The sequence below is a fragment of the Pectobacterium punjabense genome (genome assembly GCF_012427845.1).
Taxonomy (GTDB): domain Bacteria; phylum Pseudomonadota; class Gammaproteobacteria; order Enterobacterales; family Enterobacteriaceae; genus Pectobacterium; species Pectobacterium punjabense.
In genome coordinates this window covers 709174-721903 of record NZ_CP038498.1, presented here as the reverse complement: position 1 = coordinate 721903, position 12730 = coordinate 709174, and the positions used below count along the sequence as shown (strand labels likewise).

Below are 12730 nucleotides of genomic sequence, written 5' to 3'. Positions count from 1 at the left end.
AGCACATGGAGACTATTCGGCATCTGTTAATAGAACTCTGCTTTTATATTCCTTCTTATTTTTTTCATCGATTCCTGACGTCCCAGTTGAGAGAGCAGAGCATTCATACGAGGTAAAACATGGAATAGGTGGGTTTTAAATCCATCACAGAAATAATTTTTATTCGGCCGCCCATCGCTGGAAATATCAAACCGATGCTTCGGGCAACCGCCGTGGCAAACCGCTTTGACTTCACAGTTAAGGCAATCTTTACTGATGTTTTTTTGTTTGCTTTCACCAAAGGCGAGGTTTTGTGGCGAATTCACCAGCGCTACCAGATCGTCCTGATTAATATTGCCGAGCTTATTTTCGGGATAAACAAAATGATCGCAGGAATACACGTCACCATTTGCTTCAACAATCAGGTTGCCGCCACAGGTTTCATTAATGACGCAGGCACTAAGCTGTCCGGTCATTTTGGTCAGCGTTTGCTCGAAGTTCATGACAAACACATTGCCCAGATCGTGTTGAACCCAATAGTCAAAAATCGTATTCAGAAAGCGACCATAGGCTTTTGCGGGTACTGACCACTCCGTCACGCTGCACTGACCCGAAAAGTCCGGCTGAATCAGCACCAGTCCGTTGTCATCCGGTTGGGCGGCACGGCGCTCCACCAGCGGAATAAACTGCATATAGCGACTGCCAATACGTTTGAGAAACTGGTAAACATCCAGCGGACGTCGCACGTTTTCGGCATTCACCACCGTCAGCGTATTAAACTCGACCTTGTGACGCTTCAGTGCCTCCAGCCCTTTCATCACGTCATCAAAGGTGCTTTTCCCCGCCCGCGTGAGACGATGTGCATCATTGCTGATACGGTCACCGTCAATCGACAGCCCCACCAGAAACTGGTGTTCTTTTAAAAAACGCGCCCAGTCGTCATCAATGTTGGTGCCATTGGTCTGAAAGAAATTATTGATCTGCTTTGTGCCACGGTATTGGTTCTGCAACCGCACCGCTTCGCGGAAGAAATCGATGCCCAGTAGCGTCGGTTCACCGCCTTGCCATGGGAAATCGACGACAGGTGCATGCTGGCTGCTGATGTTCTTGCGTACATAGTTTTCCAGCGTATCGCCATCCATCTTCCAGCGGCTTTTCCGCTCGGGATAAAGGTGTTCCTTCTCAAGATAAAAACAATATGAGCAATCGATATTGCACACAGACCCTGAAGGCTTGGCCATCAACTGAAAATTAGCAATGGATTGACTCATTGGCACCTCGATTTACCTTACCGACAACACACTATTTCCGTCCCAGAGAAAGCGAACGGATTCCCTCATTTTCACGGTTGAATGGGCAACGTACCGACCGGGCTTTCCTGCCAGCCATAGCGAATCGCTTTGAATTGCAGCTGCGATGCGCTCTTCAGCGGCGTGATACTCCCCGTGTACAGTTCCCACTCTTTGCCATCCCAGCTATAGCCGATGGACGCATCCTGCGTGCGGTTAGCCAGATAAATTTTGTGGCTGAGCGCATCCCACTGCGCCACCGGCGTCAGCGTTGCACGCTGCTTGCCCTGCTCATCCAGCAAATCGGCAACCATCTGATCTTCCGCGATCAGATTCATATCGTTCGCACTATTTCGCCAGCGATCCATCTCCTCACGCATCCGCACCAGTACAGTGTGTTGGGCAGGATCGGCCGCCAAATTATGCAACTGCAAAGGATCGCGTTGCAGATCGTAAAGCTCTTCCGCCGGACGATCGGCAAACCAGCTTTGCTGATCCTCACTCAGTTGGTGCTGATCATGTGCCGCATTCAAATCTTTCATTGACCCGAGCGCGTTGCGGAAAGCGATACCGATGCCCCCCGGTGTAGTCGCCACATTGCGGACATACTGATAGTCACGGTCCCGAACAAAATAGGCGCGCATATCATATTCATCCATCCGCCCGCGCACGCCGTAGACAAACTGGCGCGGCGGCGCAAAATCCTGTGCCAGGCTGATGCCGCGCATATAATCAGGCTGTTTGATGTCGGCAAACCCCAGAATGGTCGGTGCCAGATCCTCAAACGATACCAGCCGTTCATTCTGGCTCCCCTCCGTCGACCAGCCTGCCGGACGATATTTCTCTGGAATATGAACGATCAGCGGGACATGCGTACCGGAGTCATAGCCCTCACGCTTATGACGCGGAATCCCATCACCGTTATCCGCCGTAAAAATCACGATGGTGTTATCCCACAGCCCGTCCTTTTTCAGCCCATCCAACAGCTTACCAACCTGCATATCCATAATATGAATATTGTCATAATGCTGTGCCAGTTCCTGCCGCGTTTGCGGCGTATCCCGCAGATAAGGTTCCAGTTTCAGGCTTTGTGGGTCCGTTGGCGTATAGCGGTATTGCTGGCGGAAGGTATCCCACTGCTTAACAAAGCGCGACTGACCCGCTGGGTGGTTTTCCGCCGTAAAGAGCGCTGACTCGTGCGTAATCTGGGGATTGAAATTCATGAAAAATGGCTTGCCCTTCAGATCGTAATTACGCCAGGCCAGTTGAATATGCAGATCGTCCATGCTGCTGTATTCCCCATGGCGCGTCCACAGGGTGAAAGGACCGACATCGGCATGCCCTTTGGTAAACTGGTAATCCGTCTTGGTGTCGTTATAGGTAAAATAACCGCTGCGGCGTAGCAGTTCGGGATAGCCTTTCACATAGGAAGGCGGCACTCCCAGATAGCCGCCTGCGGGTCGGGTCGCCGTGCGCATGTGCTGCAACCCAGTGGTATGTTGAAATACGCCAGTAATCAGCCCTGCTCGTGACGGCGCGGATACCCCCGCCATGGTGAAAGCTTGCGTAAAGACAACGGACTCTTTTGCCAGCGCATCCAGATTCGGCGTTCGCGCTTGTGTATCGCCGTATGCGCCTAGACGCGGGTTCATGTCCTCCGCGACAATCAGCACCACGTTCGGACGCGGGCTGGCGATCTGGGCGGAAAAATCGCTACTCATTGCCTGACCGGACAGCGAGAATGCGGCCAACATGGCCGCCACCAGAGGGGTTTTCTTCATCATTTATGTTTCCTCAGACGTCTTGATCCGCATGCCGCCACGCGTTATGTGGCGGCAATGCTCTATCATTCACAGCGCTAACAGCCCTTTCATAACGCCATCAATGAAATAGCCGCGCCTAAAAACGCTCTCACTTTTCTGAAGGGACAACTGTCACAATTGCACGTCGGTAAGATGTTAATGCTGGCGATCCGCTATCTGTTCCTTCCAGAATAATGTGGAACGGTGTCGGAACCTTAACGGCTGGCGCGACAAAGCGGGTTTCTCCCCCCTCAGGCTGAGATAGCGTGATACCTGGGCCAAAGTGCACGCCCATCGCCGTAGCGGTCGGCTCTTTATATTGCCACCAGCGATAGGTCACCGCGTGACCATCGACATCACCTGAACCTTGCGCCGATAGCGTGACCGACTCACCCGCTTTCACCTGCCAGGAAACGATCTCCGTTCCCGGCTTACCATTCAGCACCAGATGCGGGTTATGATTTGTTTTCTTCACATCCCCCGTCAACGTCCAGTCCATACGCGCAGCGAAGTCGTTCTGATACGCATCACGCCACCGCCAGATAGTCGCAGGTGCGGTGCGGTACTTCTTACCATCGATGCCAACAACCTCATCTGAAGTGCTGACACGCAAACCAAGTTCACTCCCTGGAGAAATCTCGCCATAACGTCCACCCCAACTGCCATATTCTGGATGCTCAGGATCGCCAAGACCCGTACGGAGCAAATATAAGAATGATGGAGAATCGCCTTCCATGGAGTACTCCAAAGGAGGATAGACTGCGCCCAACGGACCTTTGCGCCGTATGTTTTCTGCCAGCCACTCGTTATTCACCTTACTCATGTCACCACCAGCCGCGCGTGATGAAGACATGCCAACCCACGTAGAGAGAAAATACTCATTCCAGGCATGAATACTGGTGATATAACGCAATTGTGGGAAATTGCCTCGAATCCAGGCCCCCGTATTATCTTGATCGGAAATAGCATAAACACGGATTTTACTAATGAACGCATCGACCTCTTTCGGCGTTCTCTCTGCTTTCACATCATGCAGAGCCTGAGCTAAATCCACCCCACCACCCCATAGGGTGATCCACAATGGGCGATCGTCACGTTTATCAACCGCCTGAATAATCAATTTCGATGCGTCGGTGGATTTCCCTTCGCCAACATACGCCATCCCGAAGCCTGCCCGCCCACTGCGAACAACATCACGTAACGCTTTAGCGGAAGGATAACCTTGTGCATGCTTTTGCAGATTAGGCAGAACACGTTCATAAGCATCAATACGTTCATGGATCATGGGAGTATTGACCTTGTCGCGCAGCCAGGTTGAGGTTGTCGCCACAATCCCTTCAACATCAAACTCATTGCTATACAGTAAGAACCGGACCAGCGATTGTGAGTCATCCGGCTCATTACCTATGTCACTCAGAATCAAGATGCGTGTTTTCTCTGCACTGACGACGTTTTTCTGCTCAACGCGCTCTCCTGCCGTGGAAGAAGCCGCGGCAATCGCGAATACTGGAACACAAGTCGTTGCCAAACAAATGCTTAGCGAAATCGATTTAATACCTTTAGTCGATAAAAACATAGTTATTCCTCATCAGAAAACAACCTCAGCCTGGACACCAAAACTGATTTGATAATCTTTCTTATCATTAAAGCTGTGTTTATCTATTTCATTGTCCAGCGCTTTAAGATAACTGGTGTAGAAACGAATTTCTGGTCGAGATTTTAGAAGGCTGGTATCCACTTTGAGGATATGAGCCAGAGTTACCTTATAACCGGATTCATCATAGCTACTATTTTTATTGGTATTTTCCTGCACAAAATAACCAAGTTCTATCGCGGTCTGGTTCGTTCTGTCCCAAATATAGGAGGGACGGATCACCGCACGCATGGTCTCAAAATCCGTGTGCGCGCCATTATTGATCGAGTAAAGATTATTACCGCGGCCATAGACCAGAGAGTGCGCCATGATGACATTATCACGCAGGTATATCTCACCTTGGTTGATTAACCGCCAGCCAATGCCTTCACTGTGAATACCGTAATAAGCACTCTTATAGTCAAAATCGGGATTTGGGCCAGAAATATTCATAAACTGGCTAGCAAAAGAGTTATTAGCAACTTGCGCGGTTAATTCATTAAAACCGCCTAACACAGGGTGACGTAAAATGGCCTGACCTAACCAGGCGGATTTCACTTTATAGTCATTACCGGCAGATTGTGCCGCTTTTTGCTCATCAGTCTGGTTAGCAAAAGCATGTTTCGCCCCCAATTCAAGAGACAAATCTTTGCTCAATGGAATATCTTTATACCTAACTTCAGCAATATTCACATTAACTTGGGTGGTTTTATTACATGTTGCCGTTGTACAGGTCGTGCTGTAATTATCGATATCATTGCGCGTCAATGCCATGCTTAATGATCCAACAGGCATTTCCCAATTCTCAATTCCCAGACCTGCACCAGAAAGTGTCCGACTCCCTTTCCAATCCAGCATTTGGATTTCATATTGTGGCAGCGTGTGTTTACCGATCCAGAATGTCGCTTCTGGTGCAAATGGCAGGAAGCCCTTCGTTTCAACAAATAACTTGCTGAGTTTTCCCATTCCACCGCCAGCCATGCCTTTCTCAAAGGATTCATCACTCTGAGATAATCCTAAATCGCCTTCAAACTGTACGTTCGCCCAAATTGATTTATTGCCTTCCTGCCAGGCACGTTTTTTAAATGACAGGTTATACCAGCCGTCATATTCATTGCCTAAGCGCCCCAGCGAGCCTGCGGCCCAGGATTGAGGCCCACCATTAGTTGTTGATGCATAGCCAGTACGGAAATAACCCGAATATTTAAAGCCCGTGTCTTCCTGAACGTATTTGCTAATTTTTTTCAGTGCCGATTCTGATAATACCGGATCGCTCTCCACTGCCGTGGATTTGGCTTGTAATGCTGCCGCTGGTTGCGCCACGCTTTCATGCCCAGCAACCGGATTTACAGGGGAAGAACTAACTAATGAATTTTGTTTTTTTTCTTTATCTTCATAAGCCTGTAGCTTTTCCTGCGTCTGTTTTAATTGTGTTTCCAGCAATTCCATCCGTTGCTCAAGCGTTAATTTTTGTGCCATCGCATCCGGTGCCAGACCGTAACAAGATAACAACATTAACACAGCGGCTTTTTTTCTGAACGTCAGCATTTTATTTCTCATTTTTTTATTATTCATCATATTACCCCTCATTTTTCTTGACTGTTATCACAGAGTAAACATCACCGTGATATATCCCTGGTGTGGCGAAGTAGTCATTTTCTAACTTGTTATCCTTCAAGTAGTCTGTATGTTTTCCATTCCCCCATTTTTATTAGGCAAAAAAAAACCTATCCAGCCAGATGAAAAAACTCATCTAACAAGACAGGTTTCGCCTGAATTTAATCAGTTACGTCCTAATTAGAAATAAGTATAATTAGCTAAGATCATCATTTCAATTTTTACAATTTAGAAACGTGAGCAACATCACCTGAAAAATTCAGATCAATTTATTTAGGATGATGACTAAGACGATTAATGTGAATCGTTAAAAACATGATTTCATCTGTCGTTAATTTATATTCATAATGCTTCTCGACATAATAAAAAATGCGCATTGCACAAGCATAAGCCACTTGCATTAACTCTTTGATACCGTCATAAATGCTATCATCAGCATGGCTCACAGGTGTTCGATTGAATAAACGCAATGAAAAAAACTTTAAATGCGTGATAAAACGCTGATAATCAATCGCATTTTCATCATAGTTAATATTAAGGTCATATTTTACAATCGTCAAAATATCCTTAATAAGGGTAGCACTTTGCATCGTGCTTTCCATATTGCTATTGTTTGCTGCATTCGCCAAATGGAAAGCAATAAAACCTGCTTCATCTTCTGGCAAACGCACTTGCAATTTTTCTTCAATAATATCAAGCGCTCTTAATCCGACTGAAAACTCTCGCGGATAGAAAAGCTTAACTTCCCAGAGTAACTGGTTATTTATTTTGATCCCTTCATTATGACGTTTTACCGAAAAATTAATATGATCATTCAATGCCAAAAACAGCGTGTCCTGTAATTTGATATCTAGCACTTCCCGCGCAAGCATAATAATTTTCTCGGTAATACTCAGATAAACAGGCGGAATATCAGCCAGTATTTCAGCGAAGAACGCATTCAGCCCATTACTGGTTTTGAGAAATCGACTGTCTATTCGATCTTCATTTACGCTGTCACCATCCTTTTTGCCAAATCCAATACCCCGCCCCAGTGCGACGCATTCTTCCCCCTTATCAGTCACTGCCAATACCGCATTATTGCTTAATATTCTTATTATTTTCATCACTACGCCCGTATGGTTGTGCCGCCAAGGGAATGGCCAATCCGCCATTCCCTTGTTCGTTGACTGCCGCCCTCCCTGCGTATTGATACCCGATGACAGCCTCCACACTTTGTCGCCTGTCATTCGTCATGCCATTCGCGTGTTAAGCCAGCGCGATGATCGTGTCGCCAGCCTGCGGGTGACGAACAGAACTCAGGCCAAATACGCGATAGTCTTCAGGATTTGTTACCACCATCGGCGTCACGATGTCATAACCCGCTTTCTTGATCGCTTCCAGATCGAATTCCAGCAGCAGTTGGCCTTTCTTCACTTCATCACCTTCTTCAACACGCATTTGATAGTGCTGCCCTTCCAGTTGAACCGTATTGATACCCACATGGATCAGGATTTCCGCACCATTTTGCGAGCGAATGCCGACGGCGTGGCCACTGGCAAACGTGCTGGCAACCACGCCATCTACCGGTGAATAAATGCAACCTTCATTCGGCACAATGGCAACGCCTTGTCCAACCACACCAGAAGAGAACACCTTGTCATTTACCTCTTCCAATGGGATGAGTTCACCTTTTGCGGGCGAGCCCAGCTGTTCTGCCGTGGCAGGCGCCTCTGCCAACGGTATTGTCGATGGCATCACGTTCGCGCCAGCAGCCGGGGCTGTCGATGCACTGGATGTAGTGGATGCTGTCGTTGAAGTGGAAGGCGCTGCCGGCGCAGTGGCTGGTGCTGGCACTTTCCCGGCTGGCGGGATTGGATCATCAAACCCAACCACAATAGTCAGCACAAAACTTGCGACAAATGCGATAGCACAGCCAATGAGGAAGCCAACGAAGCCTTCACCATAGAAAATCGGCAGTGTCAGCAACCCGGGCATCCCCATGGAAATCGCCGAGCTTTTCGCATAGCCTGCGATAGCCCCGCCCATTGCCGCGGCGATCACTGCACAGATAAACGGTTTTTTCAGCTTCAGCGTTACGCCGTAGACACCGGGTTCTGTGATACCAAACAGTGACGCAATGAACGAACTCCCCGCCAACGCTTTGAGTTTCTTATCTTTGGTTCGCACCATCACGCCCAATAACGCACCGGATTGAGCAAAGACAGACGGGCTAGATGCCGCTTTCAGGTAACTGTGCCCCATAACGGAAATATCATTGATAAAGACGGTCACGAAACCCCAGTGAATACCGAAAATCACTAAGATCTGCCATGAAGCCGCAATCAACGCACCAGCGATGATCGGGTTAAAGCTATAGATGCTAACAAACAGTGAAGCGACGAGTTTACTGGCCGTGATACCGATCGGGCCAATGGTCATCAGCGTTAACGGCACCATCAGCGTTAATAGGAAGAACGGCGTTAAAATGTTACGCACGCTTTCGTGAATATGACGATTCAGGAAACGTTCGAGATAGGACATCAACCATATGCTGAAAATAATCGGGAGTACCGAGGAGGTGTATTTCATCATCACGACCGGCAACCCTAAGAATGTTACAGGCTGGCCCGCCTCAAACAGCCCTTGTATTGAGGGATAAACCAGCGCGCCCGCAATCGATACTGCCACGAAAATATTGGTGTCAAACTTACGTGCGGACGTAATAGCCAACAGCATAGGCAGGAAGTAGAACAAGCTGTCAGAGGCCGCATGCAGTATCACATAAGTACTTTCTTTTGGACCTAACCACCCACAGGCAATAACAATCGCCAGCGCACCTTTCAATACACCCGCTGCCGCCATTGCTCCTAGCAGCGGGGTGAAAATACCCGCGACCAGATCAATCAATCGTCCCATCATAGAAACCGATTTTTCATTTTCTACTGGCTTCTGTTTATTCGTGCCATCTTCCAGTAAACCAGAGATGGAACCAAAGGCGCGGTACACTTCCGGCACTCGATTCCCAATAACGACCTGCAACTGCCCTGAAGCGTTCAGAACCGTAATGACACCGTCCTCTGCCTCCAGTGCTTCTATGTCCACTTTGCTGTGATCAACGATCTTAAAGCGCAAGCGTGTTGCACAATGAACCAGAGTGGAGACATTCGCCTCTCCCCCGACCAACCTCAAAATATTTTCAGCTAGCACTTTGCTATTCATAATGACTTCCCGTTTCGTCAATGGCTGCAACTGCCCAATACACGTCATCCCGCTTGTTATCCGCTGGCCAGCTGGAAAATAAGCAAAAAAAAACCTGGATAAAAACGCGTGCTATACGCGGCTTTATCCAGGTCTCGCCCAGAATATTCTGGTGACGTCCTTTGCCTGCTTTCTAACAAGTTAATGCTAAGAAAGCTATCTCTCCGTTTTATTCTGTGAAAACTGTCACTAAATTTCGTCTAATTAGCTAAAAACCTCTCAGGCTCTGCTCAAAAATTAGCAGATGGATAGCGCTACCGATCTGGCAACTCGACACATCGGTAGCGTGGTTCGGACACGAATGGATAGTGCCTGATTAAGGCTTGCCTTGCTTCTTCAGCCAGGCTTCCATTTGGTCGATCTCCGGCTGCTGGGCTTTGATAATCGCTTCCGCCAGCTTGCGCAATTCCGGGTCTTTACCGTATTGCAGCTCCGTTTTTGCCATATCAATCGCGCCGCGGTGGTGCGCAATCATCCCCTTAGCAAAGGCAATATCAGGATCGCTGGACTGCATGCCTTCCATCATCTCAGTATGCATCGCATCCATCCCTTTCGCATACGCCTGCTGGGAGGACGACACATTGTTCGTTGCACCATGGCCGCTATGGGCGCTGTCGGCCGCCAGCGAGAAAAACGGAACCAGCAAGGTCGCCGTTAATAAAAAATGGACACGCTTCATCACCACCTCTCAATCAGTCACAGTACTTTTTTGAGGGTAGACGTTCCTGTAAGGGGAAGGTCAAGAAAAGATTCAGACTCCCTCGGCCAGGCGTATGCAAACGCGGTTACGTCCCTGCGCCTTCGCCTTATACAACTGCTCGTCTGCCAGACCGATCAGATCGTAAATATTGCCGCCTTCATACTGGGAAAAAATGGCAACGCCAATGCTGGTCGTAAAATGGATTGCCCGGCCATCGGACAGCGTAAGCGGAGTTAATTCCGTAAGACGCCGTAGCACTTCGGCCATGGCCTCAGACTGCTCAACCGTGAGATCATAAGCCGCAATCACAAACTCTTCTCCGCCCCAGCGGCAAAGAATGTCGCTCGGGCGAATATTTGCGCTCAGCATACGGGCAAAGCTGGCGATCAATTCATCACCGCTGGCGTGCCCATAGGTATCGTTGACCTGCTTAAAATAATCGATATCCAGAAATAGCAGCGTTAATTGGCGCTTTTTCTTATTCATCAACATACCCTGCCTTCCGTTCAGCATGCTGAGGAAAGCGCGGCGATTGAAGGTATTGGTCAGCGCATCCTTCAGGCTATTGCTTTCGATGATTTTAATCAGTCGCCGGTTCATCGAGACAAAATGAGAGACGCTTAACATCGCCATAATTAACATCGCAATATTCAGCCGCGCCGTGGTGAGAAACGAATTAATGTACGCTTCAGAGTTTGAATTAATGAGGATACCGACTTGATTAATATAGAGATAATTTAGTATTACCCCCGTTATCGCACAGAGTAACGACATCACCGGGAAAGAGTAGTTGAACGCACACAGCGTGAGCGGAATAACGGACAGCGTAATCAGGCTGGCATCCAAAAAAAATAGGCTAACCAAGAGGAAAATAATAAAGACCAGGAAAGGAAAAACATTGTCTCTGACGTGCTTAGGACATAGCGGAATATTCCGCAGCACCCGCAGAATGTCTTTACCCCGCAGGAAAAAGAACGCGAGGATAATGCCGGTGCCCAGTTGCTCACTGAACCAGTCCATAAACTCGTCATAGCGGTTGCCCGTATCGTAGACATAGGCGTAAAAGCCATATGCCACACCGGATGAGAAGGCGCCTAAAAACGTCGAAGCGAAAATAATATAGACGTAATATTTGCTGAATTTTTCAAATGTGGACCACTTTCCGGTAAACCGACACATCAGGCAAAAGGCGCACCAGGCCGTCACGACAAAAACCATATTACACAAGCACAATAGCACCTTGGTTTTTAACGGTGAGTTATTGTCCATCAGTAACGCCGCTAACAGCATCGCTGCATAACTCACTAAAAACCCCATGCAGATAGAGAGCGTTTTAGCTTTTATCGTCCCTTTTCTGACCCTGAAGCTAACCATGAGACAAAAAACTAAAATATTCGCGGGCCAAAACAGCGATAACTCATCCAGCACGCGAAATCGAAATCCCATACAGCTCACGATTAGGGTGGTCAGAAATAAAAACGGCATGAACTTTTTAGTTTTCAACATCAAATCGTTATTCATCTGCCCTTTGCCGCCCGCTACCCAATAAGTCCACCCGCTTCATCTACGGGAGAATAGCATTAATCATTTCCCTACTCAGCACGATGCTTAAGGGAAAAAATAAAAAAACCACCGGGCTGATGTACTGCTTGTTGGCAGCCCATCAGTCCGGTGGTCTTGGCTCATTTATTTCAGGTCTAGCGCGGACTCATGAATAATGAGGTTGCTGACAAAGTCCGCAGAGCGGGGGTAACGGATAGATCGTAAAGACGCTGTAAACACGTCCTTGTGCGCTCGGCTTGCGCCATCCATGGCGCAAACGCTTTACTCTTCTATTCCGTTACGCCCGTTTTCATTCGGCAAATAGCTTTGTCAACGGTCTGATAAATAATGCGTTATTCCGCAGGCGTTGGCTTGCCATCAGGTTTTTGCGGTTGAGTCAGTCGCTTTTCAAAGCTGTCGTTGTACTGTTTCTTCTGCTCTGGCGTCAGAACGTTGTAAATTTTGTTTTTGGTTTCCAGTCCATTAAGCATTCTGGCCTTGTGTGCGGCGTCAGCTTTATCCAATTGCGCCTGCGCTTTTGCGGCATCAAAAGTCTCTGATGCGACCAGGCTATGCATCTCACGACGATCGTCCTGCATCGCTTTATGCATTTTCTCGCGTGAATCTTTCATGATGTCTTTAATTTGCTGCTTCTGCGCTTCCGTTAAATTCAGCTCCTTAAACATCGCATCCGGCCCCATCATGCCACGGTGCTCACGACCCTCTTTCATCATCATCTTGTGTTCTGATGCCGGGCCTTTCGGTGCGTCATTAGCATGCGCGAGGCCTGCCGCGCCCAATGCCAAAGAAGAAGCAACCAGCATTGCAGTGAGTTTACGCATATTCTATTCCTCTCTCTGAATTAACTTATCGACGGCGAGTGCCGTGCTACGAGAGAAAGTATAGGCTCGACACCTTCAGTTAATTA

The 12730-nt window shown here is 48.2% G+C and carries 9 protein-coding genes; all 9 read right to left on the bottom strand.

What is annotated here, in order from left to right; genetic code table 11:
* Window positions 1–26 precede the first annotated feature (26 nt).
* The 9 genes from E2566_RS03235 to spy all read right to left on the bottom strand — a co-directional run bounded on the left by E2566_RS03235 (window position 27) and on the right by spy (window position 12644).
* Entirely contained in the window at window positions 27–1250 is a 1224-nt protein-coding gene (locus E2566_RS03235) for an anaerobic sulfatase maturase (RefSeq protein ID WP_107170127.1), read from the bottom strand.
* A gap of 71 nt (window positions 1251–1321) precedes the next feature.
* Window positions 1322–3052, bottom strand: a complete 1731-nt coding sequence (locus tag E2566_RS03230) for a sulfatase family protein (protein ID WP_107170128.1) — start codon at window positions 3050–3052, stop codon at window positions 1322–1324.
* 127 nt (window positions 3053–3179) lie between these two features.
* The gene (locus tag E2566_RS03225) at window positions 3180–4646 is read right to left on the bottom strand and encodes a DUF1593 domain-containing protein (protein WP_107170129.1); all 1467 of its coding nucleotides are present in this window, start codon (window positions 4644–4646) and stop codon (window positions 3180–3182) included.
* Between the two features lie 12 nt (window positions 4647–4658).
* Entirely contained in the window at window positions 4659–6281 is a 1623-nt protein-coding gene (locus E2566_RS03220) for a carbohydrate porin (protein WP_107170130.1), read from the bottom strand.
* Window positions 6282–6589: 308 nt separating this feature from the next.
* Complete coding sequence (gene licT, locus E2566_RS03215) at window positions 6590–7426, bottom strand: BglG family transcription antiterminator LicT (protein WP_107170192.1); 837 nt, start codon at window positions 7424–7426, stop codon at window positions 6590–6592.
* 142 nt (window positions 7427–7568) lie between these two features.
* Complete coding sequence (locus tag E2566_RS03210; RefSeq protein ID WP_107170193.1) at window positions 7569–9521, bottom strand: beta-glucoside-specific PTS transporter subunit IIABC; 1953 nt, start codon at window positions 9519–9521, stop codon at window positions 7569–7571.
* Window positions 9522–9876: 355 nt separating this feature from the next.
* Window positions 9877–10239, bottom strand: a complete 363-nt coding sequence (gene copM / locus E2566_RS03205; RefSeq protein WP_107170131.1) for a CopM family metallochaperone — start codon at window positions 10237–10239, stop codon at window positions 9877–9879.
* A gap of 72 nt (window positions 10240–10311) precedes the next feature.
* On the bottom strand, window positions 10312–11781 hold the full coding sequence (locus tag E2566_RS03200; RefSeq protein ID WP_107170132.1) for a GGDEF domain-containing protein: 1470 nt from the start codon (window positions 11779–11781) through the stop codon (window positions 10312–10314).
* A 374-nt stretch (window positions 11782–12155) separates the two neighbouring features.
* On the bottom strand, window positions 12156–12644 hold the full coding sequence (gene spy, locus E2566_RS03195) for an ATP-independent periplasmic protein-refolding chaperone Spy (protein ID WP_107170133.1): 489 nt from the start codon (window positions 12642–12644) through the stop codon (window positions 12156–12158).
* Window positions 12645–12730: the final 86 nt, after the last annotated feature.